A 26,965-nucleotide genomic window follows, 5' to 3' on the forward strand; every position below is an offset into this window, starting at 1 on the left:
GCCACGCGGCGGGCGTTGCGCCGGGCGGACCTCGCCATCCGGCGGCGCGCGCGCCTATCGTGACGGCATGAAGGGGCTGCTGCTGCGGCTGTCCGGGCTCGACGCCGACGCCGAGAACGCCGTGCGGGTGATCGGGTTCTTCGACCGCCTGATCACCGGTCACGCGGGCCCGGACGGGCTGGTCCGCAGCACGGCGGAGCTGGCGGGCTGCCCGGTGGGCGTGCACGCGCCGGGCCAGGGGCTGTCGCTGCGCGCGGAGCCGGGCGAGGACGTCACGACCCCGGGAGCACCGCCCCCGGGAGCGGCCACGCGCACGCTCGAGGGCGGCATCCAGGTGTGGGTGGCCAGGGCCGGGGCCCCGATCCCCCTCGACGACATGCTGCTGGAGAGGTTCGCGATAGCGACGGCGATCCTCCTGGGCCAGGGCGGCGTGCCGCGTCCCGAGCTGGGCGACCCGGCGCTGGTGGAGCTGGTGCTGTCGGCGGACGCGGGCACCGCGGAGCGGTCGCGGGCGCTGCACCTGCTGGGCATCCCGCCGACGAGCCGCCTGCGCGTGCTGGCGGGGATCGGGCTCGAGGGAGCCGCCGGGCGGTCGGCCGAACTGGGCGGGGTGCGGGCGGTTCTGGCGGACGGGACGTCGGCGCGCGGCTGGATGCGCGACGGGGGCTCAGTGCAGCCCGGTGACGCGGTGGCCGGCGCGCTCGCCGACGGCCGCCCGGCGGGCCGCTCCGCGCAGCCCGGTGGCGCGGTGGCCCACCCGCTCACCAACGGCCGCTCGCCGCAACCGGACCGCGCGATGCCCACCCAACTCGCCAACGGGCCCGCAGTCCGCTCCCCGCTACCGGGCAGCGCCGTCTTCGGTGCGCTGCCCGAGGGCGCCCGCGTGGGCGTCGGGCCGGAGGTCGCGGCCATCGATGCCGCGCGCTCGTGGGCCGGGGCACGGACCGCCTTGCGGTTCACCTCCGCCGCCGAGCCCGTCGTCTTCTCCGACCGGCTCGGCAGTCTCGCCGCCCTCGCCGGGAAGCTCACCACGGCCGACTTCGCCGAGCTGGCCGACGTCCACGCGCTCGACCGGCTCGCCGCCGAACCCCACGGCGCCGACACCCTCGCCGCCCTCGATGCCTTGTGTGCCACCGGTTCCGCGCGCAAGGCCGCCGCCGTCCTGCACCGGCACCACAGCACCATGCCCGCCCGGCTCGCCCGTGCCGAAGCCGTTCTCGGGTTCGAGGTCGACTCGCCCGGCGGGCGGTTCCGGCTGCACCTCGCGCTCATGCTGCGCCGGCTGCGGGACAACACCGTCCTCAATGGACACGAGTCTCGATGAGGTCGAGCAGCGTCCGCAGGGCACGGCTCGGTTCCTTCGACCCCGACGTGACGACGTTGAGCGGCCAGTCCAGTCCCGCGCCCGCCAGGGGCCGCACCACGACGTCCGGCTCGTCCGGCGCCGTCGTCTCCGGGACGACCGCGATGCCGAGCCCCGCCCGGACGTAACCGGGCACCGTGCGCAGGTCGGCCACCTCTACCGTGACCCGCCGCGGTGAGCCGAGCGCGTCGAACGCGCGGTCCATCGCCACCCGGTTGCCGAACCCTCGCGGCGTGTCGATGAACGACTCGCCGGCCAGGTCCGCCAGCCGCACCGCCCGCCGCGGCGCCAGCCGGTGGGTGGCCGGGAGCAGCGCGACGAACGGCCGCGTCTCCACCCGCAGCACCTCCAGGCCGGCCAGATCCGCCTCGGGCAGGCCCACCACCGCCAGGTCGAGCCGCCCCTGCCGCACCTCCTCGGCGAGCCCGGTCGACCCGGTGATCGACACCGTCACGTGGATGTCGACACGCGGGTGACGCCGGTGGAACGCGCCCAGCAGCGCGGGCAGGTCCACCCCGCCGATCGACGTCAGCGTGCCGATCCGCAGGCTGCCGCGCAGCCCTTGGGACGCCTCCTGGACGGTCGCGCGGGCACGTTCGAGAGCCTCGATCGCGCTCTTCGCTTCCGGCAGGAACGCCGCGCCGGCCGCCGACAGGGCGACCCGGCGGGTCGAGCGGTCGAACAGCCGGGTGCCGAGCTCCGTCTCCAGGGCGCGGACGGCGGCCGACACCGTGGACTGGACGGCGAACATCCGCTGCGCGGCCCGGGTGAAGCTGAGCTCCTCGGCCACGGCGACGAAGTACTCGAGCTGACGGGTCTCCATATCCATCGATCCTAGCGATAACTCCGACCACGACTTTTCGTTGGACGTGGTGAGTCGGCGGGGACATCGTGGTGGGCGGAAGATCCCTGCGGTCCCGGAAGGTCCCGATGTCCCTCACCCTGTCCCCGGCGCGGTTCCGCGTGAGCCACGGCCTGGGTTTCCGCGTCGTCGCGGTCGCGTTCGCGACGGCGCTCGCGTTCTCCACCGTCCCGACGCCGCTCTACACGCTCTACCAGCAGCGCGACGGCTTCCCGGCCTTCCTCGTCACGGTGGTCTTCGCCGCGTACGCGGTCGGCGTGATGCTGAGCCTGTACCTGGCCGGGCACGTCAGCGACTGGCTGGGCCGCCGCCGCGTGCTCGTCGCCGGGCTGCTGGCCGAGGCGCTCTCGGCGGCGATGTTCCTGCTCTGGCCGGAGGTGCCGGGCCTGATCGTCGCGCGGCTGGTGAGCGGCGCCGGGATCGGCGCGATCACGGCCACCGCGACCGCGCACCTGTCCGAGCTGCGGCCGCAGGGCCGGCCCGGCCTCGTCGCGACCGTGGTGAACGCCGGCGGCCTGGCACTCGGCCCGCTGGTGGGCGGGCTGTTCGCGCAGTACGCGGGCCTGCCGCTGCGAACACCGTTCGCCGTGTTCCTGGTGGTGCTGCTCGGCGAGGCGATCGTGGTGAGCCTGGTGCCGGAGACGGTCGAGCGGCGGGAGGAGCGTCCGGCGTACCGGCCGCAGCGGCTTTCCCTGCCGTCGGCCGCACGGGCGGAGTTCACCGGTGCCGCGACCGGCGCGTTCGCCGCGTTCGCCCTCAGCGGCCTGTTCATGGCGCTCTCCCCCGCCTTGCTGGCGCACGAACTGCACCAGCCGTCGCGGCTGCTCGCCGGGCTGGCGCCGTTCACCATGCTCGGCAGTGCCGCACTCGCCCAGCTCGGGTTCGCCCGGCTGGCGACGCGTCCGCAGCTGCGCTCCGGCTACGCGCTGATGGGCGCCGGCCTGGTGCTGCTGCCGGTGTCGGCGTTCGCCGGTTCGCTTCCGCTGTTCTTCGGCGCGAGCGTGCTCGCCGGCGCCGGGTTCGGGCTGGGTTTCCGGGCCGCGGTCGCCGCGGTGGCCGCGCTCGCGGACGAGGGCACCCGCGGGGAGGTGCTCGCCGCGCTGTTCCTGGCCGCGTACGCGGGTCTGGTGCTGCCGGTGCTGCTCATCGGCCTGGCCATGCTGGCCGCGTCCGGGCCGGTGGTGCTGGCCGGGTTCGCGGTCCTGGAACTGGCGCTGCTCGGCTGGTCGGCCCGCCGGACCCTCGGGCGGGCATAGAGTCGGCCGATGACCGCTGCAGCCGCGCCGATCGTCACCGGGGTGGACGGGTCGGCCGAGTCGCTCGACGCCGTCCGCTGGGCCGCCCGGACCGCCTGCCTGCGGGACGCGCCGCTCGAGATCGTGCACGCCCTCGACGTCCCGGCGCTCCTCGCGGGCGGCGTGGTTCCGCCGCCGGAGGAAATGGTCGACGCGCTGCGCGCCCGCGGGCGGCGGGCGTTGCGGACCGCGCGGGAACTGGCTGCCGCCCAAGGCGTTCCCGGCGCGGCGACCCGGCTCGACCCCGACCGCGCCGCCCAGGCGCTGATCGAAGCGTCCCGCACGGCGGCGCTGCTCGTCGTCGGCGCGGCCGGGCACGGCAGGCTCACCGGCCTGCTCGCCGGGTCGGTCGCCGCCGCCGTCGGAACGCACGCGCGGTGCGACACGGTGGTGGTCCGCGGCGACAGCTGGGACGAGCCCGGCGCCGTCGAGCGGCCGATCGTCACCGGCGTCGACGGCAGCGAAGCCGGCCGCCGGGTCCTCGCGGCCGCGCTCGCCGAAGCGCGATGGCGGCGGGCTCCCCTGGTCGTGCTGCACGCTTGGGCGGACACGCCGCCCCCGCACGCGGACCCGCGGTATGTCACCGAGGCGGGACACCGGCTGCTCGGCGAGTGGCTGCCGGACACCGGCGACGTGGACGTCGAGCAGGTCGTCGTCCACGCGCACCCGCGGCGGGAGCTGATCGAGCGCAGCGGCGCGGCACAGCTGGTGGTGCTGGGCGACCGCGGCCGCGGCGGCTTTCCCGGGCTGCTGCTCGGCTCGACCGGCCAGGCCCTGCTGCACCACGCGGCGTGCCCGGTCCTGCTGGTCCGCACGAGGTGAGGGAAGCGGGACGGAAGCGGCACCGGGCAAGATGGCCCGGACCGACCGGGAGGAACCCATGAAGACTGCGCTGCGGGCCGGGCTCGTCGCAATCCTGGCCACGGCCCTGGCGGCCCCGGCCGGGGCGGCGACCGTCAAGCAGGTGACGAACACCTGCCACGCCGGCGCCTTCACCGGCGAGCTGACCCTGCGGTACGAAACAACGGCCGGCTACCACCACCCGCTGGGCGCGAGCACGGTGTCGGGCCCGTACATCGGCGGCTCGGGCACGCAGCTGCTGCGGATTTCGTACAGCGACGGCGGGCCGACGCACATGGTGTATTCGCGGACGAGCCCGGTGACGGACGGGGAGCACCAGGAGACGCTGCCTGCCGGGCCGGCGATCCCCGTGACCGCCCGTGGGACGGCATCGGCGAAGTTCGACAGCGGCACGGCTTCCTGCACGGCGGCGGTGCCGATCAGCTAGCCGCAGTCGCCGGACGGGATCGCCGGGAGATCGGGTGGCGCCGGGTCGGCGGAACGGACGTCGAGCCAACCGGCGTTCACCGCGCCGCGAGCTCCGGCTCGTCGTTCACCACCTGGAACAGCGGGCCCACCGCCGCCAGGTCCAGCGCGCGCCGCACGATGCGGGACGGCTTCAGGACCAGGTCGATTCCCGCGTCCGCGCACTTCGCCCGCAGCCGGCCCAGCGCCGCCACCCCCGTGACGCCGCAGAAGCCCACTCCCAGCAGGTCCAGCTCCAGCCGTTCCGGTAGTTCCGCCACGATTTCGTCGAGCTTCGCGTCCAGGCGGGGCCGGGTGGTCATGTCGAGGTCGCCCGTCACGGTGACCCGCGCCGTGCCCCGCCGGGGGTGGGCGGTCGTCACGGTCAGCAGGAGGGCGGACAGGTCGGTCATCGACGTTCTCCTTCCACGCGGGGTCACCGGCTGGTGATCGACTTCTACCCGATCGGCGCCGTCACCAAACCTGGCGGAAATCCCCGTTTCCGGGGTTAACGCCCCGGCGGCCGGGAATGCGCTGGCTTCCGGCCATCGGTTCCGCCCCGGGAACCACCGGCGCCGACGAAAGGGACCACCGCGTGTTCCGACACACCAAGCTCCTGCAGTTCGAAGCCAAGCCAGAGAAGCCGGACCCCGTCTACGCGCACAAGCTCCAGGAACTCATCGGGGGCGCCTTCGGCGAGATGACGGTGACGATGCAGTACCTGTTCCAGGGCTGGAACTGCCGCATCGAAGGCAAGTACAAGGACCTCATCATGGACACCGCGACCGAGGAGATCGGGCACGTCGAAATGCTCGCCACCATGGTCGCCCGCCTCCTCGAAGGCGCACCGGCCACGGCCACGGCGGAAGCGGTGAAGGACCCGGTGATGGCGGCGGTGCTCGGCGGGATGGACCCGCAGCAGGCGATCGTCGCCGGCGGCGGGGCCCTGCCCGCCGACAGCAACGGCTATCCCTGGAACGGCAAGTACATCGTCGCCTCCGGCAACCTCCTCGCCGACTTCCGCGCCAACGCCGCCGCCGAGGCGCAAGGCCGCCTGCAGACCGCCCGGCTGTACAACATGACCGACGACCCGGGTGTCAAAGCGATGCTGAAGTTCAACCTCGCCCGCGACACCGTGCACCAGCGGCAGTGGCTGGCCGCGATCGAAGAACTGAAGGCCGACGGCCTCGAGGACGACGTCGCACCCAACGCCCTCCTCGACGAAGAAGACCAGACGCACAACCACACGATCTGGCACCTCTCCGACGGTCCCGACGGCGCCAAGGGCACCAGCTGGACCACCGGCGCGGGCATCGAGTACCTCATGGACCCCCAGCCCCTCGGCGGCCCGGGCACCGCGCCGAAGCCCGACCCGGCGCTCTACGGCACCTACGCGCCGCTGCAGGACGCCAAGGGCACCGCGAAAGGCAAGGCCAAGGAAGTCAAGAACAAGCTGACCTGACCCGCCGGAAATCCGTGAACGCCGCCTTCAGGGACACCAGGTCCCTGAAGGCGGCATTCACGGATTCCGGAGCACCCGGACCGGCACGCCGCCGCGCGCGGAGCCCAGGTCGGTGAGCGTCACCTGCTCCAGGCCGTTGCCCGGGCCGCCGTCGCTGGTGACCGCGAGCGCGAGGGTGTTGCGGCCGCGCGGGTCGAGGATCCCGTCCGGCAGCGCGAACGTGTGCTGCGGCCCCACGTCGGCGACGTACTGGCCGGCATTCCAGCCGTTGACGAAGATCAGCACCCGGTACCGCCCGCCCGAGCGGGGCCGGGACGGGTCGCCGATCGTCAGGCCCACCGAGGTGTCCTGCCCGGCCGGGATCCCGGGCGTGAACGTCGTGCGGTACCACGTCGTGCCGGGTGCCGCCGACGGCGCGGGCAGCGTGGCCGGGGCCCAGCTCCGGTCGGGAAAGCCCGGCAGGTGCCAGCCCGCGCGCTCCCCCGCGAGACCGCCGTTGTTCAGCGGGCCGCGCACCGGGTCCGGCGCCCCGCCCTGGATCTTCCACGCCACCCCGGTCAGGGACGCCGAGATCAGCCCGCGGCCCTCCTTGTGCGCGTCGTTGACGCCGCCGTCCTCGTTGTGGCCGTTGTCGCGCACCATCACCGACAGCACGTGCGGTCCCTCCCCGCGCAGTGCCGCGGGCACCGTGAACGTCGCCGTGCCCGTCGTCGGCGGGGACGCCAGCGCCGACGGCAGGACGTGGGAACCGAGGTACTGCCCGTCCAGCCACGCCTGCAGCATCCCGGCGCCACCGCCGCCGTAGCGCAGGCTGACCTGCTCCCCCGGCGAGCCCGCGAACCGCCCGCGATACCAGACGTCGCCGACGCCGAAGCCGTAGTCGTCCGCGGTCAGCACCGGCTGCCCGGCCGGCGGCGGGGTCGTGCTGTTCGTCGACGTCTTGTCCGCGGCCGCCCACGCCGAGTCGTCGTAGCCGGCATCGGTCTCCGGCGAGCCGGGTGCGGACCGCCAGCCGGTGAGCGACGGCAGCCGCGGGTCGGCCGGGCCCGGCAGCGGCCGGAGCGCGAGCAGGCTGCCCGACGCGGTCGGCCGGGCCGGCACCACGTCGCCGTTCCACCGCACCACCGGGCCGCGGGCGCCCCACACCTCGAGGTCCCGGCTCCCCTTGGTGTCCCCGGTCAGCGATACCCCGGACGGCGGAACGCCGGCCCGCGCGGTCCGCACCAGGTCCGGCCCGCGGACGAGCAGGCCCGAGGCCAGCCAGAACGTGTCGGCCGTGGCGTCGTCGGCGAGCAGCAGCGTGACCGGCGGACGGCCGCCGCCGCTGATCCGGACGCGCGCGAGCCCGTCGTGCCGGTAGTCCAGGCGCAGGTCGTGTCCGGTCCAGGTGGCCCGGACGGCGCCGGCGAGCACGTCCACGCGCGGCCGGGACGCGAACCGCAGCACCGTCTCGCCGTCTTCGCCCGGCCTGCCGTGCAGCAGCACCGTCCCGGCGGCCTGGGCCATCAGCTCCGACGTCGAGTACACCAGGTGCTGACCGGCGACGTCGAAGTTCGCCACCAGCTGCTTGGCGTCCTGGCCGTTCAGCCGCACCGGGACGGTGTAGGTACCGTCCGGTGTGGACAGCGGGAAGGTGAAGCTGTCGTCGGTGGTCGCACTCGACGGTGCGTGCATCGGCACGTACAGCTCGACGCCGGTGTCGGGGTTGACGTTGTGGTACACCTTCACCGCCGCCGAGGACGGCACGACCGGCGTGCCCCGGTCCATTTCGGACACGTCCGGCACGGTGGCGAGGAAGTAGCCGAGCTCTTTCATCGTGAGCGCCTTCGGCCGCAGCTGGCGTCCTTCGTCGATCGCCGCGCCGTAGTCGTACGACGAATAGACCACCGGCGCCGGCAGCCAGCCCCACGACGTGCCGCCGAAGGTCATGTAGAAGTTCTGGATGGTCAGCCCGTTCGCCAGGTTGGTCCCGTAGAACACGCGCTCGTACCCCGGGCCCTGCCGGACCGCGGTGCACGGGTAGGTGCCGTTGCTGCCCCAGTAGTCGAACCAGCCGCCGCCGAATTCGGCGGCGAAGCCCGGCGTGTCCGGGGACGCGCTCGCGCCGCCCTTCGCCCCGCCCGGCCCGTAGGTCCCCCAGTCCGGCGCCACGCTCGGGCTGCCCGGTGTCGCGTCGGCCCGGCAGGTGCCGCCCGGGTAGCCGTCGAAGGCGTACAGGTCCACCTTGCCCGGCACGGTACCGGGCACGCCCGGGTCCGCCGGCACCCAGATCCCGTTGCGGCCCTTGTCGTTGTGGAACACCGGGACCGTGATGCCGTCGGCGCGGACCTTGTCGTGGAGGTGGGCGAGGTAGTCGCGCTGCGCGGTCCCGGTGGCGGCGAGCTCGTTCTCGATCTGGTAGAGGATCACCGGGCCGCGGCCGTCGGTGTACTGGTGCCGGGCGATGATCCGGTCGATCCGCGACAGCCACTCGTCGGCCGCGGCCAGGTAGTCCGGGGCGTCGCTGCGGGCCTTGCCCGCCTGGGTGCTCAGCCACGCGGGGAAGCCGCCGCCGGTGACCTCGGCGTTGATGTACGGCCCGGGCCGGGCGATCACGTACAGTCCGGCCTCGGCGGCGAGGTCGAGCAGGCGGTCCATGTCGCGGACGCCGGTGAAGTCGTACACCCCGGGCGCCGGCGAATGGTAGTTCCAGTCGAAGTAGACCGACACCGCCGTGTAGCCGGTGGCCTTCATCTTCTGCAGCACGTCCCGCCACAGGTCCGGGCTGGGCAGCCGGAACGGGTGGAATTCACCGGACCAGACGACCTGGCGCCGCCCGTCGAGCATCAGCGAGTACTTGTCGAACGTCACCCGGTGCTGCACCGCGGCCGGCCCGGCGGCCGACGCGGGCGCCGCGCACAGCCCGGCGGCGACGAGCAAAGCGAGGAAGAAAGCCGAGAACCGGTGCATGGAAAGCCTTTCAGGCGCGGCTGCGGACGACGGTGCGGAGGCTCCGGCGTGGTGGCCTCCCGGGTCAGTGGACGTAGGGCCAGCCGGCGCTGTCGTAGCCGACGAGGTTGATGCCGAGCTTGCCGGTCCGCGGCGTCGCGTCCGAGTAGTAGTAGTGGTAGACCAGCACGTCGGCGTCCGTGTCGTGCAGGACCGCGACGTGGCCGGGCCCGTGGACGTCGCCGTGGCTGGCCAGGATCTGCGTGCCGCCGCCCGCCGTCATCGGCACGCCGTCGCGGTCGGCGTACGGCCCGGTGATCGACGTCGAGCGGCCCACCATCACCCGGTAGGTGCTCTTCGTGCCCTGGCAGCACAGGTCCCACGAAACGAACAGGTAGTAGTAGCCGCCGTGCTGGACGATGTAGGGCGCTTCCTCGGCCGTCGTGGTGCCGGTTCGCTGGGCGATGCCGCGCAGGGCGGTGTCGGTGGTGCTGCGCAGGCCCGTGGCGGGGTCGAGCCGGATCAGCTTGATGCCGGTCCACCACGAGCCGAAGCTCAGCCACCACCGGCCCGCGGAGTCGACGAGCAGGTTCGGGTCGATCGCGTTGTAGTCGTCGCTCGTCCCGGTCTGCACGACGATGCCCTGGTTGGTCCAGCTGCCCGGCAGTCCGGTGGGGCTGGTGGCCAGGAAGGTCGCCGAGTGGCGGGAGCCGAACGTCGAAGCGGCGTAGTAGAGGTAGTACCTGCCGTTGTGGAACGAGATGTCCGGGGCCCACAGGTACCCGGGGTTCGCCGGGTCGGTGAACGGCGCGGTCCACGGCGCGCCGTCCGGGAACACCGAGCCGATCTTCGTGAAGTGGATCCGGTCGGTGGAGCGGCGGACCTGCAGGTACTGGTCGGTGGAGTAGAGCAGGTAGCTGCCGTCGGCCGCGCGGATCATCGACGGGTCGTGGACCGCCGTGACGTCGCCGGTCACGTAACCGGGGTTCGGGTAGTCCGCGGCCTGGGCGGCGGGGGCGCCCAGCAGGGCGGCGGCCGCGGCGATGACGGCCGGAAGGCGGCGCAGTCTCATGGCGGGTCCTCGGGTCGACGGTGATCCTGGACTGTTAGCGCTAACACTCAAGAGCGGCGGTACCGGTGGGCTGGTGGGCGGGTCCGTGCGATGGTCGTCGCGCGCCCGGCTCACGTCAAGAGCCGGCGGTCGGTTTCTTGCCGGCGGCATCAGTGCACGGGGTTCCAGCCGTCGCCGCCCGCCAGGTAACGCCGGGCGGTGAACGTCGCGGCCTGGGCCGCGGTCAGCTGCGGCCGGTCGGCGCCGGTGCCGGCCCCGGGACCGCTGTTGCGGTACTCGGCGAACCGGGCGTCCCGCCACGAGAACCCGGACATGTCGGTCCACGGCGTCGCCGTGATCGCGGCGGGCAGCACGGTCTCGCGGACCACCACCTGCGCGATCGCGTCGGCGTCACCACCGGGGTGCCAGGGCCGGCCGAGGTAGAAGCTCGCGTTCGCCGCCGCGCTGACCACCCGGCTGCCGACGATCAGGAAGCCGTACGGGTTGCTCCGGCGGGTGCTCGCCGCGGTGAGGTAGCCGTCGGGGTTCGAGCCGCGGTCGAGCGCGGTGATCGTCGCCCGGTCGAACACCGCGCTCGCGCGGCCGAAGAGGAAGTCGACGTCCCCGCTGATCGCGCAGTTCCGGTAGTACTGGCGGCCGGCCGTGCCGACCGCCGCGGTGTCGGCGTAAAGCGTGTCCTGGTGGCCGAGGAACGTGACGTTGTCGAAGACCATCCGGTCGCCGGTGGTCTTGACCGCGACCGCCTGGGTGGCGGTGATCTCCGGATGCGCGGCGCGGTCGAAGGAGTTGCGGAAGGTCAGCGCGGTCGCGGTGAAGCCGTTCGCGGCGATCGTCGCGGTCGCGCTGCCCGACGTGCCGTACGTCGAGCCGTCGGGCTTCTTCGTGCCACTGGCGTTGTCGTAGTCGACGACGACGTCGGCCGCCTTGCCGGTCGTGCCGCGCAGGGTGATCCCGGTCTTGCCCGCGGGCACGGTGATCACCTCGTGGTAGGTGCCGGGCTTGACCGAGACGGTGCCGCCCGCGGACACGGCGTCGATCCCGGCCTGCACGGTGGCGTAGGCGCCGGAGCCATCCTTCGCGACCACGACGTCGGCCGCCGCGGCGCCGGCCGGCGGGCACAGGAGCGCCCCGGTGAGCACGGGGGCGAGGAGCAGGGACTTGACCATGGCACTCCCTGGGCAGCGCCGGGGGCACCGGACGGCGGGCGGTGCCCCCGGCGAGCCGTCACTGGTAGGTGATGTCCGCGTTGGTGTAGAGGCAGTTCGTCGCGTCGGGCCCGCTGCCGATCTTCGTCGGCTCGCCGCTGGTGACGCCCTGGTACTTCAAGCAGGGCACGATCTTGCGGCTCGAATCGCCGACGATGGTGATCCGGGTCAGCTTCGCCGTGTCGCCGTAGTTGGTGTTGATCCCGACCAGTGCCTTGCCGGGCGCGGTGGCGGTGACGTTGTCGACGACGACGTTGCGCTTGTACTGCGTCTTGCAGTTGCCGCACGAGCGGTACAGCTTGCCGAAATCGCCGACCTGGAAATTGCGGATGTACATGGTGCCGGGACCGTTGTGCTGGAACACCTTGTCCGACGCCTTGCGCGCACCGCCGCCGTCGATGGTCATCGTCTGCGCGGCGGAAGTGCCCTTGAAGGTCGCCGCGTCCTCGCCGACGTCCTCCCACCAGACGTTGAGCAGCGTGCAGGTGCCCAGGCAGTGCACGCCGTCGGCCGCCGGGCTGCCGAGGACGGCGTTCTCCAAGGTGGTGCCGTCGGACAGCTCGAAGATCGGGCCCTGGTCTTCGCTCTGCCCGCCGGTGCCGAGGGCGCCGGTGCCGTAGAACCGCTTGAGGCCCCCGTCGTAGGTGCCGCCGGTGACCTTGATCGTCTGGCTCACCGGCACGCTCGTGCTCGGGTTCGGCCACGAGGCGGCCGACGCGGTCGCGCCGGTGCCGGCCGCGGCCGAGACCACGAGCGCGGCGACGGCCGCCACCCGGATCACCCGGGACATCGCAGACATGTCCATCACTCCTTGGTCTTCCCTCTCGGGAAACGGTCCACACGAGTGCTGAAAGCGCTTTCTCAGTTTCCCTTCGGCCGGTTCCCGGTGTCAATGTCACTCACCGCAGGAAGTGCGCCGTCGCCCGGATGGCCGCCGAACCCGTCGATTTTCAGAAAACCGGGCCGGCGCCGCACAGCACCCGCGCCGGCACGGCCCACGCCGGGTCGAGCCCGCTCACCAGCGCCGGTGTCCACCCCACGTCCGGCCCCAGGTCGGGGTCGTTCGCCGCGTTGTACTCGGCGAGCAGGTCGACCGGCCGCGGACGGCCCGCGTCGACCGACACCAGTGTCCCGGTCGCGTGCAGGACGGTGCCCTTCCAGTACTTCACCAGCTTGCCCGGCGGCACCGAAGCCGGAATCCGGAAGAAGTTGTTCTCCGCGTAGATCCGTGATTCGACACCGACGCCGAGGGAATAGGTGTATTCGGCCGGGTCGTTCACCGCGTACAGGTTGTCGTAGACGTGCACCTGCCCGTACCGCACGCGCGGCGCCCGCTGCCCGACGTCGGAGAACAGGTTGTGGTGCACGGTGACCCGCAGCTTCCCGACGTCGTGGGTGGGCTTGTCGGTGTTGCCGATCAGCATCGTCTTGTCGTGGTCGTGCAGGCGGTTGTAGGACACCGTGACCAGGTCCGAGCCGTTGACGATGTCCAGCAGGCCGTCGTGGACCTCGAACTTGCGCCCGAAGTACGTGGGCTGGGTGTCGTTGCCGCCGTCGCTGAACTCGTCGTGGTCCACCCAGACGTGCGTGGCTCCGGCGAGGTCGGCGTTGTCGTATTCGGAGTTCCAGTTGCCGTCGGCGCCGTCCAGCGGATCCCACTGCGGGAAGCAGTCGTGCGCGTCGGCGAAGCGCAGGTTCCGCAGGATCACGTTGTCGCCGGTGACCCGCAGGGTCAGGCCGTGCAGCGTGGCGCCGCCGAGCCCGTAGACCGTCGTGTTCGAGCCGACGTCGAGCACCACCTGCGCGGCCTGGTTGGCCTGGGACCGCGCCCGCGCTTCCTCCAGCGGCCCGGACACCGGGTTCCGGCCCCAGGTCGCCGGGTCGTACGCCGCCAGGTACGCGGGCAGGCTGTAGCCGGGATCGGTGAAGTCCGCGCAGCTCATCGGCCGGTCGCGAGCGTCCACATTGCCCTCGATGGTGCCGCGGACGTAGACGATCTTCGGCGCGCCCGGGTGGCCCGCCAGCGCGGCGGCGAGCTCCGAGCGCTTGGTCACGACGTGGACGTCACCGGGGGCGGCGGCCGCTCCCCCGGTCGTCCCGGTGGTCGCCGCGGCCCAGCCGTCGCGCGGGCCGAGCACGCCCCGGCCGGGATCGTGGCCGTGGGCTTGCGCGGGCGCGGCGGTGAGCGTGAGTCCGAGCAGGGCGAGACACCCCGCGAAGGCCTTCCAGCGCATGTCGGCTCCTTCTACTCGGCCGCCCGGGCGGCGAACTCGGCCAGCCGGGCGGGATCGGGATCGCCGTCGAGGACGACGACGTGGTGGGTCAGCGTGAGCTCTTCGCCCGGCTCGAGCCGCCACGGCCGGTGGTAGGTCGCGGCGAAGCTGACCACCGGGAACGGCTCGGCGCGGACGTACCAGGCCGTGGGGAAGCCCGGGTTTCCCGGGTGGTCGGCGAACAGCAGGGTCGAGGTCCGCAGGCTTTCGTCGTGCCGCCCGGTGTAGGCCAGCCACGGCGCGCGGTGGCCCATCGCGTCCGCGGCCGTCCGGCCGTCCGGCGTGCGGACCGTGCCGCCGACGAACGAGCGCGGACCGCGCCAGAACAGGCCGCCGTACCCGGCGGTGTCCCGCCCTTCGGTCACCGGGCTCCCCCAGCGCAGGTCACGGCCGCTCGTGTTGCGCAGCCGGCTCGACCAGGTGAGGGTCCAGCGGCCGGCGGCGACGTCGCCGAAGCGCAGGGTGCGGTGCTCGGTCAGCCATCGCAGGCCCGCCGCCGTGCGCCAGGCCAGCTCGTGCCGCAGCTCGCAGTGCCCGGCCGCGCAGACGATGCTCTCCCAGCGCACGTGGCCGACGGTGCCGTTGTTGTCCAGCGGGGTGTAGCCGCGGCCGCGCACGTAGGTCCGGCCGCCCCAGAAGTTCTCCCCCGACAGGTGGGCCATGGTGAACTGCAGGCCGTTGTGCCAGGTGTGGTCGTGCGGCCGGACCGCGGTCACCGTCTCCCCCGCGGTGGTGCGCAGCGGGTGCAGGTACGGCTTCGGCGAGTCCGCCGCCGGGGTCGCCGGGCTCACCACGTACTCGGCCAGGACGAGCTCGCCGAGCCGCACGCGCACCCGGCCGTCGTCGGCCTCGGCCAGCTCCAGCGTCCCGTCCCCCACCGCCGCCCGGCTCACGCCCGTTCCCCGATTTCGCCGAGCAGCTCCGCCACCTCGACCGGACGGCCGGTGGCCAGCGACCGGTTCGCGGCCAGCCCGGTGAGCAGGGCCTGCAGGCCGGCGTCGTGGTCGGCGGCGCAGCCCAGCTCGTCGGGCTCGGCGGCACCGAGCAGCTCGGCGAGCATCCGCTCGTCCCCGCCGCCGTGCCCCTCGCCCAGCCGCTCGTCGAGCACCACTTCCGGCGGGGACCAGTGCCGCTGCACGGTCAGCCGCGCGCGGCCGGGCTCGGGCGACGGGAGCGCGCCGGCGGGGTGCTCGTTCTCCCGGACGTCCAGCTCGAGCCGGCCTTCGCGACCCGAGAACGCGACGCGGTAACCCTCCCGCGGCGAGTAGGCGTGCAGGTGGTAGTTCAGCACCACCCCGCCGCGGTGCCGGACCAGCACCGACAGGTCGTCTTCAATGGTGACGCCCGGCCCGAACACGTCCTGGTCCCGCCGGTAGCCGTCCTCGTGCTCGGCGTCCCGGTACAGCGCCCGCAGCGGGGGCGAGGCTGCCAGGTCCACCTCGAACCGGCCGGCGGTACCGGTCCGGTCGCTCGCGTCGCCGTAGAAGAACAGCCTGCCGAAGGCGAACACGGTCTCGGGCCGGGTGCCGAGCCACCAGTTCACCAGGTCGAAGTGGTGGCCGGACTTGTGCACGAGCAGACCGCCGGAGTTCGCCTTGTCCCGGTGCCAGCGGCGGAAGTAGTCGGCGCCGTGCGCGGTGTCGAGCAACCAGCCGAACTCGACCGAGCCGACCTCGCCGATCACCCCCTCGGCCAGCAGTTCGCGTACCCGGCGGTGCACCGGGTTGTACCGGTAGTTGAACGCGACCCGCACCGGGCGTCCCGTCTCGCGGCGGGCCGCCAGGATGCGGCGCGCGCCGTCGACGTCGGTCGTCATCGGTTTCTCGGTGACGACGTCGCAGCCCGCGTGCAGCGCGGCGACGACGTAGTCCGCGTGCGTGTGGTCGGGCGTGCAGACCACGACGACGTCGATGCGTTCCTTCGCCAGCATGGCGGTGAAGTCCGCGGGCCGGTAACCCGGCACCGACGCGCCCAGCCACTGGTTGTGGACCCGCATGCGGGTTTCGTTGTGGTCGCAGAAAGCCGCGAGCCCGGCCCGGGGCGAGCCGGCCAGTGCCCGGGCGAACAGCCGGGCCCGGGAGCCCAGCCCGACGATCGCGTAGCGGCGTAGCGCCATGGCGTCTCCTTTCAGCCGCAGGCGCGGAACCCGGCGCCGGTCCAGGGCAGGGCCAGCTCGGAGAACAGCGCGAGCCGTTCGGCGGCGGTGTCGATCGTGCGGTCGATACCCGGCACCACGAACCGGCGCTCGGGCCCGGTCCCGGCGGTCCGGACCCAGTCCGGCGGCAGCGGCCGGGGCTCGGGCGCGTCGCGCACGGCCTCCACCAGCGCGGTGAACGCGCGGGTCTCGCCCAGCGGGGCCAGCAGCGGTACCGCGTCGCGGACGTGCTCGACGAGGTTTTCCAGCAGGTCGCGCGGTGGCCCGACCGGCACCGGCTCGCCGCCCGCGACGACGAGGTCGGTCTTGTAGTGCCAGCGGATCCGTCCGTCCGTGCCGTGGATCAGGACGTACGGCTCGTGGTCGGCCTCGGCGTCGAGCGTCGCGGCGACGACGACGTCCGGTGCCCCGGCGAACCGCAGGCGCGCGCACGCCGTGTCGTCGGACTCGATGTCGCGGGCGCGGTACAGCTCGACGGTGATGTGCTCGGGCTGGACGCCGGCGGTGCCGTTGACCAGCAGCGCCGTCGCGACGGCGTGGGCGAACGGGTTGGTCAGGGCGCCGTCCACGACCGGCAGCCCGCCGACGCGGCGGCGGCCGGCCCACTCGGCGCGCTGGAAGTACCGGTCCCGCCGGATCCACGCGCCCGCCGCGGCGATCCCGGTGACCGTCCCGATCTCGCCGCGGGCGAGCGCCGCACGGACCACGGGCACCGCGGCCGACCCGAAGCTCTGGAACCCGACCTGGCAGGCCCGGTCCCGCGCCAGGCGCTCCAGCTCGGCGAACGCCGCCAGGTCCAGCACCGGCGGCTTCTCCACGAGCAGGTGGCAGCCCGCGGCGAGGGCGAGCCGGGCCAGCGGCAGGTGGGTGTGCGGCGGGGTCGCCACGACGGCGATGTCGGCCCCGGCCAGGACGTCGCCCGCGTCGCGGGTGACGACCGCGCCGTCGGGCAGCAGCGCCCGGGCTTCCGCCGGCGGCTCCCGGACGTCGCACGCGCCCGCGAGCACGATCTCGCCCCGGTCGTGCAGGGCACGGGCGCGGCGCAGGTGGGTCAGCGCGTGCCCGGCCGTGCCGAAGACGACCACCGACGGCCTCATGCGCGGCCGCCGGTCGCGACCGCGGCCAGGGCCAGCGGCCCGGCCACGACGAGGGCCAGGATCGGCAGCATCCAGACGAGCACCACCGCGAGGCCGGCCGCTCCGGCCAGCAGCAGCGCGTGCCCCGGCGACGCCGCGGTTTCGCGCGCGGCCACGGCGATCGCCCGGCGCCATGACGGCTCCCCGGCGGCGAAGACCGCGCACGTCCGCACAGCGACGACGGCGGCCGCCGCCGCGAGCAGCCACAGCGCGGTCCGCAGCACCCCCGCCCCCGCCATCGAGCCGGCCACCTCCAGGTCGACCGCGAACAGCACGGCCACCGCGAGACAGCCGAGCGCGAACGGCACCCCGCCGCGGGCGGCCTGCCGGAAGTCGGCCCAGAACGTCGTCCACAGTGGACGCGCGAGGCCGTGTCGCGCGCGGTCGAGGACCCGGCAGCCCGCGGCGAACGCCGGGGCCGCGGTCACCACCGGCGCCGACGCGAGCGCCACGAGCAGGCCCGCCAGCAGGCAGTCCGAGAAGTCGGTGAGCCCGGTTCGCCACCGGTTCCGCATGGTCGTCACCCCTTCAGGCCACTGGTGCTCACGCCTTCGACCAGCAGGCGCTGGAAGGCGAGGAAGAACAGCACGATCGGGACGAGCGCGAGCGCCGACATGGCGAACATCGCGCCGAAGTCCGATTCGCTGCTGGTGTCGACGAACAGCCGCAGGCCGAGCGGCACGGTGAACTTCTCCGTGTCGTTCAGGTACACCATCTGCGTGAAGAAGTCGTTCCACGTCCAGATGAACGTGAAGATCGACGTCGTGACCAGCGCCGGTTTCGACAGCGGCAGCACGACGTGCCAGAACGTCCGGTAGACCGAGCAGCCGTCGATCGTCGCCGCCTCGTCGAGCTCGCGCGGGATCCCGCGCATGAACTGGACGATGAGGAACACGAAGAACGCCTCGGTGGCCAGCAGCTTCGGCAGGATCAGCGGGACGAACGTGTTGACGAGCCCGGCCTGCTGGAAGATGACGTACTGCGGGATGAGCGTGACGTGGTAGGGCAGCATCAGGGTCGTGATCATGAACGCGAACAGCGCCCCGCGGAAGCGGAACTTCAGCCGCGCGAAGGCGAACGCGGCCAGCGAGCACGACAGCACGTTGGCGATCACCGACAGCCCGGCGACGAGCACCGAGTTGAGGAAGAACCGCCCGAACCCGACGCCCGCGGCGCCTTCCCAGCCTTTCGTGTACCCGTCGGAGACGAACCGCGTCGGCAGCAGCGAAAGCCGCGAGAGGATCTCGTCCGGCGGCTTCACCGACGCGAACGCCAGCCACACCAGGGGATACAGCACGACGGCGACGCCGGCCAGGCACAGCACGTGCCAGCCGAGCGACCGGGCCGTGCGCGGCACGACGGTCATGACCGCTCCTCGGCGTCGTCGTAGAACACCCACAGCTTCGCGGTCTTGAACACGATCGCCGTGACGATCGCGATCACCGCCAGCAGCACCCACGCCATCGCGGACGCGTAGCCCATGCGGAAGTCCTGGAAGCCGACCTCGAACAGGTAGAGCGTGTAGAACAGGTCCGCGTCGGCGGGCCCGCCGCGGCCGCCGCCGATGACGAACGCCGGCGTGAACGCCTGGAACGCGTGGATGGCCTCCATCACCAGGTTGAAGAAGATCACCGGGGACAGCATCGGCAGCGTGATGTGCCGGAACCGGCGCAGCGCGCCGGCGCCGTCGATCGCGGCCGCTTCGTGCAGCTCCGCCGGGATCTGCTTGAGCCCGGCCAGGAAGATCACCATCGGCGCGCCGAACTGCCACACGCCGAGCAGCACGATCGAGGCGAGGCTGAACTGCGGGTCGTCGACCCAGCTCGGGGTGTGCCAGCCCAAGAAGGCCAGCACCTCGTTGACCGGGCCGCCGCCGGTGAACAGCGCCCGCCACACCAGCGCCGCCGCGACACTCGCGCCGAGCAGCGAAGGCGCGTAGAACGCCGCGCGGTAGAAGCCGTTCGCGCCACGCCGGGTGTTGAGCAGCATGGCCACCAGCAGCGAGACGGTGAGCTTCACCGGCACCGAGACCAGGACGTAGATCGAGGTCACCTGCACCGACTGCAGGTACCGGTCGTCGTCGGTGAACAGGTGCGTGAAGTTGCCGAATCCGACCCACTTCGGCGTCGTGAACAAGTCGTAGTCGGTGAAGGACAGGTACAGCGACACGACCATCGGGCCGACGGTCAGCGCCACCGCGCCCAGCAGCCACGGCGTGAGGAAGGCGAAGGCCGCCGGCTGTCCGTTCCGGCGGCGGCGGGCCGGCCGGTCCCGCCGCCGGACGCGGGTGGCCGCCTGCGGGGCGAGCGGCGGGTCCGGGGTGCGCACGGTCGTCATCGGCTAGGCCAGCCCCTTCTCGGCTTCCGCCATGAACCGGGTGACCGCGTCGTCGATGCCGAGCCGGCCGAACGCGACCTCCTCGTAGGTGCGCTGCAGCAGCTTCTGGATCGCACCCGCCCCCTTGGGCGGCACCGGCGGCGCGGCCCCGAGCTTCGGTTCGAGCGCGGCCTCGTAGTCGTAGAGCGTCTTGTCGGCGCCTGTCGCGGCCTTCGCCAGTTCGGCGCGGACCTTGAGGTTCGGCGCCAGCCCGCGGTCGGTCCCGGCGATCCGGCCCGCTTCGGGGTCGTTGACGAGGAAGTCGACGAGCTTCGCGGCGGCCTCCTGCTGCCGGCTGCGCGCGGACACCGCGAGGAACATCGACGGCCGCCGGTACTGCCCGGTGGTCCCGCTCGCGTCCGTCGGGTACGGCGCCACGTCCAGCGGCTTGCCGTTCGCCTTCCGGTAGGCGGGCAGCAGGTTGTCGTAGGCGAACTCGGAACCGGTCAGCTTCTTCCCGAGCGGCGACTGCTCGGGCGAGGTGTTGTAGGACGCGGTGACGTCGGCCGGTGACGCGCCCTCGCTGTCGCGGAACCGGCTCGCCAGCTGCCAGTACCGGCGCAGGTCGCCGGCGGTGAAGCCGAGCTTGCCGTCCGGGGTGTAGAACTGCTTGCCCTGCTGGCGCAGCCAGATTTCCAGCGTCGTGTCGAGGATGCCGAAGTCGGTCGTGCCGCGCGGACCGCCGGCGGCGCTCACCTTCCGCGTCGCGTCGGCGAACTGGTCCCAGGTCAGGCCCTTCGCCGGGTCCGCGCCGGCGGCCTGGAACGCGGCGGGGTCGTAGAGCATCGCGGGCGTGTTCTGTGCCCACGGCACCGCGTACCGCTTGCCCCGGTACACGCCGGTGGCCGCCAGCTCCGGGTTGACGTCGGCCAGCGAGATCGCCTTGCCCGCGCCCTGGTTCAGGTCGGCCAGCACGTTCCGCCCGCCGTACTCGGCGAGGTAGCGCGTGTCGACGTTGAGCACGTCCGGCGGGTTGCCGCCCGCCGTCTGCGTCGCCAGCTTCTCCCAGTAGGCCGCATACGCCGAGAACGACGTCTGGACCTTGATCTCCGGGTTCTTGCGCTGGAACAGCGCGACCGCCTTCTTCGTCAGGGTGGCGCGGCCATCACTGCCCCACCAGGCGAACGTGATGGTCACGTCCCCACCGCTGCCGCCGGATCCCGAGCCGCACGCGGCCACCCCGGTCAGCAGCAGCGGGACCACCGCGGCCAGCGCGACGAGAGTCCGTCTCTCCGTTGTCCGACGCATCGAGCTCTCCGTTCTCAGCCGGTCAGCACTTTTCTGAAACGCTGTCAGCGCGCTCACGGTAGGCAGTGCGGCTCGTCCGTGTCAACGATCGAAACGACGCTGCAACCCTTGTGCAGCAACGGTTTCCATGGTTTCCGGGCGCGTTGAGAAAGCGCTTACCGAACCGGTGCCGGATGGCGGGTCCGTCAGCGCGATGCACCGGAACGGGCTATCCGGTGCGTTCCGGCGCCGGGCCGCCGGGCCGCCCGGCACTCGCCCACGGGACGCCGATTTCCGAAAACAGCGCCAGCCGGTCCGCGGCGACGGCGACCTCTTCGCCGATCCCCCGCACCACCGGATGCCGGCTCGCGCCTTCGCCCGCCGTGCGGATCCAGCCCGCCGGGATCCGCGACGGCGAGGGCGCGTCCCGCACGGCCTCGACCACCGAGGCGAACGCGCGGGTGGCCGACAGCGGGGCGAGCAGTGGCACGTCCGCCGGATCCCGGTGGTGGGCCACCAGGTTGCGCAGCAGGTCGACCGGGGCACCGAGGTGGACCCGCTCGTCGTCCAGTTCGAGCCGGTGGCTCTTGTACCAGAACTTCGCCCGCCCCTTCGACCCGTGCACGACGACGTAGGGCTCGTGGTCCTGCTCGGCGCACAGTGACGCGGCGACGACGATCTCCGGCCCGCGGTGGAACCGGATGCGCAGGCACGCCGTGTCGTCGGCTTCGATGTCCCGGGTGCCGTACAGCTCCAGGGCGATCTCCGCCGGGTCGCGCGCGGCGACCCCGCCCACCAGCAGTGCGGTGGCCACCGCGTGGGAGAACGGGTTGGTCAGCGCGCCGTCGACGACGGCTTCGCCGTCCAGCCACCGGCGGCCCGCCCACGGGTTGCGCCGGTAGTAGGCGTCGGTGCGGATCCACGCGCCGGCCGCGCCGACCCCGGCCACCTCGCCGAGCCGCCCCGCCGCGATCGCCGCCCGCAGCACCGGCAACGCCGGCGAGCCGAAGCTCTGGAACCCGGTCTGGCACGCCGATCCGTGCTCGGCAGCCAGCCGGGACAGCGTGGTGAACCCGGCGAGGTCGAGCACCGGCGGGGTCTCCAGCAGCAGGTCACTGCCCGCCCGCAGCACCGCGCCGCCGACGCCGACGTGCGCGTGCGGCGGGGTGGCGACCACGGTGATGTCGGGGCGGCAGCGGCGGAGCAGGTCGTCCACGCCGACGTGCGCCGTGCCGCCCTCGGGCAGCAGCGCGACCGCGGCGGCCGAGGGCACCCGGATGTCGGCCATGCCGGCGAACCGCACGAGGCCTTCGTCGTGCAGGATGCGGGCGCGGTGCAGGTAGCTGAAGGCGTAGCCGGACGTGCCGACCACGGCCAGCTTCGGCCGGTCCGCGACGGCGCGGCGCCTGCTCCCCGACATGGGTCTCCGATCGGCGCGACCGGGCTGCGGCCGTGCGGGAACTGACGAATGGGCAGTTCGGGAGAAACTTCCGGTGGTCACGGTAGGGCGTTCGCGACAAGTGTGTCAATATCCGGGACACGCGGTCGAATTCGTCGAAGGCCGGATACTCCGAACGGCGGTGGCCGGTTCGAGTAAGCGCTTACTCGAACCGGTTCCTCACTCAGATCCGGCCGGCGCCCGCGCCCGCGGTCACGGTGGCCTTGACCGTGGAAGTCGGTTCCAGGGTGAAGGAATACGGCGCCGTGGTCATACTCCCGGTCCGCGTGATCTTGTTCGTGCAGCCGCCGAAGGAGTTGCCCGACTCGTTCAGGTAGCCGTCGACATCGCTGTCACCGGTCGTTTCGAGGCACACCTTCGTGCTTTCGAAGACGTTGTTCTGCGCGAGGAACTGCGCGCCCATGCGCGAATGCACGGCGGAATCGGCCACGCCGTGGAAATAGTTGTCGTAGGCGTGGCCGGTGCCGAACCGCAGGCTCGGCAGCCGCGAGTTCACGTTCTCGAACCAGTTGTGGCTGTAGGTGACGTGCAGCTTGCCGGTGTCCTCGGCGGCGTTGCTGTCGCTGTGCCCGACGAGGGAGACCTTGTAGTGGTCGTGGAACTTGTTCCACGACACGGTGATCGCGTCGGCGCCGTGGGTGATGTCGAGCAGCCCGTCGTAGTAGTCCTTGCCGTGGTCGAGGTCGGAGGACAGGTCGTTGTGGTCGATCCACACGTGGTTCGCGCCGCGCAGGATCTGGATCGCGTCGGTGCCGACGGCCTTCGCGATCACGAGGTTGCGGATGATCACGTTCGACGACTTGTCCACCGACAGCCCGCCGCCGGTGAACCCGGAGCCGGAGCCGACGCCGAGGATCGTCTTGTTCGACCCGATCTTCACCAGCGTCTTGGCCGGGAGGGCGAGCTTCCCGCTCACCTTGACCGTCCGCGCGGTGGCGTCCGCGACGGCACTGGTGAACGCCGACGCCGTCGACACGGTGACGGTCGCGCCGCCGGCACCGCCGGTCGTGCCGGCGCCGAAGCCGGCGGGGGAACTTTCGTAGGCCGCGTTGGCGATTCCCGCGGGGACGGCGACGGCCGTCGCCGCGGCGAGCGCGGCCGTGGCGAGCACGCGCAGGGAGAACTCGGCTTTCCTGGTCATCAGGCACCTCGGAGGGGGGATGGACCCGTGGCCCGGAGCGGGTCACGGCGGAGACTCCGTTGTACGATTTGCAGCAAAACCCGGTCAACGATTTGCAGCGTTTTCAGCCCAAGCCCAGCCGAATGGCCGTGCGGCGGCGCGATCCCCGCCCGCGCAAGGCACTTCGTTGTTGACAACGCTGCCGCGCGTTTCCATGATGTGCAGCGACCCTGCCGAGGAGTTGCCGTGAGCGTGACCATTCACGACGTCGCCCGCCGGGCCAACGTGTCGATCTCGACCGTGTCGCGCGCGTTCACGTCACCGGACCTGGTCCGGCACCAGACCCGCACGCGGGTGCTGGCCGCGGCGAGCGAGCTCGGCTACCACGCCGCGGGCGCGCCGCAGCCGGAGCCCGCCGCGCGCACCGGCCATATCGGCATCGTCGTCTCGGACCTCGGCAACCCGTTCTTCACCGGCGTGCTCGACGGCGTGCAGGCCCGCGCGCGGCAGGACGACGTCGCCGTGCTGTTCGCCAGCAGCGACCAGGACCCGGCGACCGAGCAGAACCTCGTGCGCCGGATGGCCCGGCAGGTCGACGGCGTGGTGCTGGGCAGCCCGAGCATGACCGACGACCAGCTGCGCGCGCTCGCCGGGCAGACGACCCTGGTGCTGCTCAACCGCGAGGTGCCCGGGATCCCGTCGATCGTGATGGACGCGGCGGACGGCATGCGGCAGGCGATCGCGCACCTGGCCGCGCTGGGCCACCGCCGCTGCGCCTACCTCGGCGGCCCGCGGGCGTCGTGGGCGAACCGGACCCGGCGCCAGGGCCTGGCCGAGGCGGCCGAGCGGCACGGGACGGAGATCGTCGAGTTCGGCCCGTTCCCGCCGGTGTTCGAAGGCGGGCTGCAGGGCGCGGACCTCGCGCTGGCGGCGGACGTGACGGCCATCGTGGCCTACAACGACCTGGTCGCCTTCGGCGCGCTGGCGCGGCTGAACGCCCGCGGTGTGCCGGTGCCGGACGAGATCAGTCTCGTGGGTTTCGACGACCTCGTCTTCGCGGCGATCTCGGCGCCCCCGCTGACGACGATCGCGATGCCGACGGAAGCGGCGGGCCGGGCGGCGGTCACGGTCCTGCTCGACCTCCTCGACGGCACCGCGGACGAGCACACGACCCAGGTCCTCGACACGTACCTGATCGTCCGAGCGACCACCGCGCCGCCGGGCGGCCGGTAATTCGCTTGCCCCGGCCGGGGCCCGGCGGTGGACTGGCCCGGTGGAGATCCGGGACACGACCGACGAGGACTTCGGCGTCTTCGTCGACACGCTGTATGCCGCGTTCGGGCGCTTCCCGGAAACACCGGCCGAGGGTGGCGGGATCTGCGCGGCCTACGAGATGGATCGCGCCCTGCTCGCCGTGGCGCCGGACGGGCGGCCGATCGGCACAGCGGCCGCGTACTCGTTCGAGCTGACCCTGCCCGGGGCGATCATCGTCCCGGCGGCCGGGGTCACCGCCGTCGGCGTCCTGCCCACGCACCGCCGCCGGGGCGTGCTGAGCGCGATGATGCGGCGCATGCTCGCGCGGCTGGACGCCCGCGGCGAATTCCTCTCCGTGCTGCTGGCCTCCGAAGCGGTGATCTACCGCAGGTTCGGCTACGGGCCGGCGACCACGACGCAGCGGCTGACGATCCCGCGGCACCGGGCGGCCTTCGCCGTGCCCCGGGCGGGCGGCGCCGCGGCGGACGGCTCGATCGAGCTGCTGCGCCGGGCCGAGTGCGGCGACCTGCCGGCGGAGATCTACGACCGGTACCGCCGGGCCCAGCCCGGCGCGCTGTCCCGGCCACACCACTGGTGGTCACGCGGCGCGGGTCAGCCGCCGGTCTCGTTCGCGCCGCGCTACCTCGCCGTCCACCGGGACGCGAGCGGCGTCGCGGACGGCTACGCGAGTTACCTGCTGGACTCCGGCACGCTGACCGTCGACGAGGTCGTCGCGACCGACGACACCGTCTTCACGGCACTGGCCCGGTTCGCGCTCGGCCACGACCTGGCCACCGAGGTCGTCTTCAAGCACTGGCCACCCGACCACCCGCTGCGGTGGCAGCTGGCGGACGTGCGCGCGGCCCAGGTGCAGCCCGACCCGGACTGGCTGTGGGTCCGGCTGCTGGACGTCCCGCGCGCGCTGACCGCGCGCGGCTGGTTCGCCGACGGCGAGCTGGTCCTCGACGTCGACGACCCGTTCCGCGGCGAGCGCGGCCGGTACCTGCTGACCGTCCGCGAGGGCAAGGCCGAGTGCGTCCCGGCCGACCGGGCGCCGGACCTGACCCTGGACGTGTCCGACCTGGGGTCGCTGTACCTCGGCGGCGTCGCGCCGAGCACGCTGGTGCGGGCCGGGCACGTCCGGGCCCACGGCCCGGACGCGGCGTCCCGCGCCGACGCCCTCTTCCGCGTCGACCGGGCTCCGCACTGCCTGCACTGGTTCTGAGCCGCGTCAGCCGCCGAAGACGTGGCGCTCCAGGAAGGGGTTCCGGAACTTGCCCCGCGGGTCGAGCCGTCCGGCCAGCGCGCGGAAGTCGGCCAGCCGCGGGTAGTCCCCGCGAACGCCGTGGAACAGCTTGCCCCAGTGCGGTCGCGCGCCGAACGGGGCCAGGCGCTCCTCGAGCAGCGGCAGCACCGCCTCGACCTCGGCCTGGCGCGGCTGCCAGGTGAAGTGCAGGGCGACCCGGTCGCCGCCGTGGCAGGGGCTCAGCCACAGCTCGTCGCCCGCGATCGCGCGGATCTCCGAGACCAGCAGCACCGGCGCGACGACGTCGCCGATCTCCCGGACCGCCGCGATCGCCGCCGCCGCGTCCCGGTACGGCACGAAGTACTCCGACTGCAGCTCGTCCCCGACGCTCGGGGTGAACGCGAGCGCGAAGTGCGGCAGCCGCTCGTGCCACGGCCCGGGCACGCCCCGCTGCGGCGTGCAGTTGTCCGCGGCGATGCCGGCGGCGTGCGCGGGATGGCGCGGCCCGTCGGCGGGGCGCGCACCGAACAGCGCGGTCCGCTCGGTGAACGCGCCGACGCGGCTTTTGACCCAGACCTGGTCGATCGCGTCGTTCACCCAGTTCGTGAACATGCTGACGCTGTAGCCGGCGTCCTCGATCGCGTCGAAGTGCTCGAACGCGGCTTCCCACGGCAGGTCGTCGAAGACGTCCTGCCGGACGTCGAAGGCGGGGACGACGTCGAGCGTCAGCCGCGTGACGACACCCGCCGCGCCGAGCCCGACGACGAGCCCCGGGAACTCGGCGTGCGCGCGGGTGAAGGTCCGCAGCTCACCGTTCGCGTCGACCAGCTCGATCGCCGAGACGGCGGCGGCGAGCCCCGGCTGCCGCCGCCCGGAGCCGTGGGTGCCGGTCGCGACGCTGCCGGCGACGGTGATGTGCGGCAGCGACGCCAGGTTCGGCAGCGCGAAACCCGCGGCGTGCAGCTGCTCCGCGAAGTCGCCGTAGCGCGCGGAGCCGCCGACCGTCACGGTGCCGTCGCCGATTTCGACCGGCACGTCGAGCGCCTGCAGGTCGAGCAGCACACCGCCCGGCGAGTCGGCGATGTCGTTGAAGCAGTGGCGGCTGCCGAGGGCCTTGACCCGCGACGCACCCGCGACGGCTTCGCGGACCTCGTCGACCGACCGCGGGGTCACCACCGCGTCCGCGGCGTACGCGTGGTTCCCGGCCCAGTTCGACTCGCCCACCAG

At 73.0% G+C, this 26,965-nt stretch carries 24 protein-coding genes; 7 read left to right on the forward strand and 17 right to left on the reverse strand.

The window, feature by feature from the left end; all coding sequences use genetic code 11:
• Window positions 1-67 precede the first annotated feature (67 nt).
• Window positions 68-1,324, forward strand: coding sequence for a helix-turn-helix domain-containing protein (locus BT341_RS46750; RefSeq protein ID WP_072479137.1), 1,257 nt, complete (start codon window positions 68-70; stop codon window positions 1,322-1,324).
• Here the strand turns inward: BT341_RS46750 and BT341_RS28110 are convergent.
• Window positions 1,302-2,186, reverse strand: coding sequence for a LysR family transcriptional regulator (locus BT341_RS28110; protein ID WP_072479138.1), 885 nt, complete (start codon window positions 2,184-2,186; stop codon window positions 1,302-1,304). The two genes, BT341_RS46750 and BT341_RS28110, sit on opposite strands and share 23 nt — an antisense overlap.
• 107 nt (window positions 2,187-2,293) lie before the next feature.
• Between BT341_RS28110 and BT341_RS28115 the strand changes: the two genes are divergently transcribed.
• Genes BT341_RS28115 through BT341_RS28125 form a run of 3 tightly spaced genes read left to right on the forward strand, consistent with a single transcriptional unit; the run spans window position 2,294 to window position 4,808 of the window.
• On the forward strand, window positions 2,294-3,481 hold the full coding sequence (locus tag BT341_RS28115) for an MFS transporter (protein ID WP_084743013.1): 1,188 nt from the start codon (window positions 2,294-2,296) through the stop codon (window positions 3,479-3,481).
• Between the two features lie 9 nt (window positions 3,482-3,490).
• Window positions 3,491-4,342, forward strand: coding sequence for a universal stress protein (locus BT341_RS28120; protein WP_072479139.1), 852 nt, complete (start codon window positions 3,491-3,493; stop codon window positions 4,340-4,342).
• A 58-nt stretch (window positions 4,343-4,400) separates the two neighbouring features.
• Window positions 4,401-4,808 carry a hypothetical protein gene (locus BT341_RS28125; RefSeq protein WP_072482222.1) on the forward strand — a complete coding sequence of 136 codons (408 nt, stop codon included), beginning with the start codon at window positions 4,401-4,403 and terminating at the stop codon, window positions 4,806-4,808.
• 76 nt (window positions 4,809-4,884) lie between these two features.
• Here BT341_RS28125 and BT341_RS28130 read toward each other — a convergent pair whose 3' ends face one another.
• Window positions 4,885-5,238 carry an STAS domain-containing protein gene (locus tag BT341_RS28130; protein WP_072479140.1) on the reverse strand — a complete coding sequence of 118 codons (354 nt, stop codon included), beginning with the start codon at window positions 5,236-5,238 and terminating at the stop codon, window positions 4,885-4,887.
• Window positions 5,239-5,420: 182 nt separating this feature from the next.
• Here BT341_RS28130 and BT341_RS28135 point away from each other — a divergent pair, with 182 nt between their 5' ends.
• Window positions 5,421-6,287 (forward strand): manganese catalase, encoded by an 867-nt coding sequence (locus BT341_RS28135; RefSeq protein WP_072482223.1) that lies wholly within the window; start codon window positions 5,421-5,423, stop codon window positions 6,285-6,287.
• A 57-nt stretch (window positions 6,288-6,344) separates the two neighbouring features.
• Here the strand turns inward: BT341_RS28135 and BT341_RS28140 are convergent, their stop codons facing one another.
• The 14 genes from BT341_RS28140 to BT341_RS28205 form a co-directional block, all read right to left on the reverse strand.
• Window positions 6,345-9,236 carry a beta-galactosidase gene (locus tag BT341_RS28140; protein WP_072479141.1) on the reverse strand — a complete coding sequence of 964 codons (2,892 nt, stop codon included), beginning with the start codon at window positions 9,234-9,236 and terminating at the stop codon, window positions 6,345-6,347.
• A gap of 64 nt (window positions 9,237-9,300) precedes the next feature.
• Window positions 9,301-10,287 carry an arabinan endo-1,5-alpha-L-arabinosidase gene (locus BT341_RS28145; RefSeq protein ID WP_072479142.1) on the reverse strand — a complete coding sequence of 329 codons (987 nt, stop codon included), beginning with the start codon at window positions 10,285-10,287 and terminating at the stop codon, window positions 9,301-9,303.
• Between the two features lie 149 nt (window positions 10,288-10,436).
• Window positions 10,437-11,453, reverse strand: a complete 1,017-nt coding sequence (locus BT341_RS28150; RefSeq protein WP_072479143.1) for a pectinesterase family protein — start codon at window positions 11,451-11,453, stop codon at window positions 10,437-10,439.
• 58 nt (window positions 11,454-11,511) lie between these two features.
• Window positions 11,512-12,282, reverse strand: coding sequence for a pectate lyase (locus BT341_RS28155; RefSeq protein WP_072479144.1), 771 nt, complete (start codon window positions 12,280-12,282; stop codon window positions 11,512-11,514).
• 160 nt (window positions 12,283-12,442) lie between these two features.
• Window positions 12,443-13,726 carry a pectate lyase family protein gene (locus BT341_RS28160; RefSeq protein WP_072479145.1) on the reverse strand — a complete coding sequence of 428 codons (1,284 nt, stop codon included), beginning with the start codon at window positions 13,724-13,726 and terminating at the stop codon, window positions 12,443-12,445.
• Between the two features lie 11 nt (window positions 13,727-13,737).
• The gene (locus BT341_RS28165) at window positions 13,738-14,658 is read right to left on the reverse strand and encodes a DUF6807 domain-containing protein (protein ID WP_072479146.1); all 921 of its coding nucleotides are present in this window, start codon (window positions 14,656-14,658) and stop codon (window positions 13,738-13,740) included.
• A complete protein-coding gene (locus tag BT341_RS28170) occupies window positions 14,655-15,881 on the reverse strand; it encodes a Gfo/Idh/MocA family protein (protein ID WP_072479147.1) in 1,227 nt (408 codons plus the stop codon). The genes BT341_RS28165 and BT341_RS28170 overlap by 4 nt, the downstream gene beginning before the upstream one ends.
• Before the next feature lie 11 nt (window positions 15,882-15,892).
• Window positions 15,893-17,017 carry a Gfo/Idh/MocA family protein gene (locus BT341_RS28175; protein ID WP_072479148.1) on the reverse strand — a complete coding sequence of 375 codons (1,125 nt, stop codon included), beginning with the start codon at window positions 17,015-17,017 and terminating at the stop codon, window positions 15,893-15,895.
• A complete protein-coding gene (locus BT341_RS28180; protein ID WP_143168944.1) occupies window positions 17,014-17,571 on the reverse strand; it encodes a YesL family protein in 558 nt (185 codons plus the stop codon). The genes BT341_RS28175 and BT341_RS28180 overlap by 4 nt, the downstream gene beginning before the upstream one ends.
• Before the next feature lie 5 nt (window positions 17,572-17,576).
• Window positions 17,577-18,422, reverse strand: coding sequence for a carbohydrate ABC transporter permease (locus BT341_RS28185; RefSeq protein ID WP_072479150.1), 846 nt, complete (start codon window positions 18,420-18,422; stop codon window positions 17,577-17,579).
• On the reverse strand, window positions 18,419-19,393 hold the full coding sequence (locus tag BT341_RS28190) for a carbohydrate ABC transporter permease (protein ID WP_072479151.1): 975 nt from the start codon (window positions 19,391-19,393) through the stop codon (window positions 18,419-18,421). The genes BT341_RS28185 and BT341_RS28190 overlap by 4 nt, the downstream gene beginning before the upstream one ends.
• 3 nt (window positions 19,394-19,396) lie before the next feature.
• Window positions 19,397-20,680, reverse strand: a complete 1,284-nt coding sequence (locus BT341_RS28195) for an ABC transporter substrate-binding protein (RefSeq protein ID WP_072479152.1) — start codon at window positions 20,678-20,680, stop codon at window positions 19,397-19,399.
• A 208-nt stretch (window positions 20,681-20,888) separates the two neighbouring features.
• Window positions 20,889-22,079 (reverse strand): Gfo/Idh/MocA family protein, encoded by a 1,191-nt coding sequence (locus BT341_RS28200; protein WP_072479153.1) that lies wholly within the window; start codon window positions 22,077-22,079, stop codon window positions 20,889-20,891.
• Window positions 22,080-22,281: 202 nt separating this feature from the next.
• A complete protein-coding gene (locus BT341_RS28205; protein ID WP_072479154.1) occupies window positions 22,282-23,259 on the reverse strand; it encodes a pectate lyase family protein in 978 nt (325 codons plus the stop codon).
• 225 nt (window positions 23,260-23,484) lie between these two features.
• Here BT341_RS28205 and BT341_RS28210 point away from each other — a divergent pair, with 225 nt between their 5' ends.
• On the forward strand, window positions 23,485-24,471 hold the full coding sequence (locus BT341_RS28210) for a LacI family DNA-binding transcriptional regulator (RefSeq protein ID WP_072479155.1): 987 nt from the start codon (window positions 23,485-23,487) through the stop codon (window positions 24,469-24,471).
• 40 nt (window positions 24,472-24,511) lie between these two features.
• The gene (locus BT341_RS28215) at window positions 24,512-25,717 is read left to right on the forward strand and encodes a GNAT family N-acetyltransferase (protein WP_072479156.1); all 1,206 of its coding nucleotides are present in this window, start codon (window positions 24,512-24,514) and stop codon (window positions 25,715-25,717) included.
• Window positions 25,718-25,723: 6 nt separating this feature from the next.
• On the opposite strand, the gene BT341_RS28220 is transcribed toward BT341_RS28215, so the two are convergent.
• The gene (locus BT341_RS28220; RefSeq protein ID WP_072479157.1) at window positions 25,724-26,962 is read right to left on the reverse strand and encodes an FAD-binding protein; all 1,239 of its coding nucleotides are present in this window, start codon (window positions 26,960-26,962) and stop codon (window positions 25,724-25,726) included.
• Window positions 26,963-26,965: the final 3 nt, after the last annotated feature.

Origin of the sequence: Amycolatopsis australiensis (assembly GCF_900119165.1) — a bacterium.
Classification (GTDB): domain Bacteria; phylum Actinomycetota; class Actinomycetes; order Mycobacteriales; family Pseudonocardiaceae; genus Amycolatopsis; species Amycolatopsis australiensis.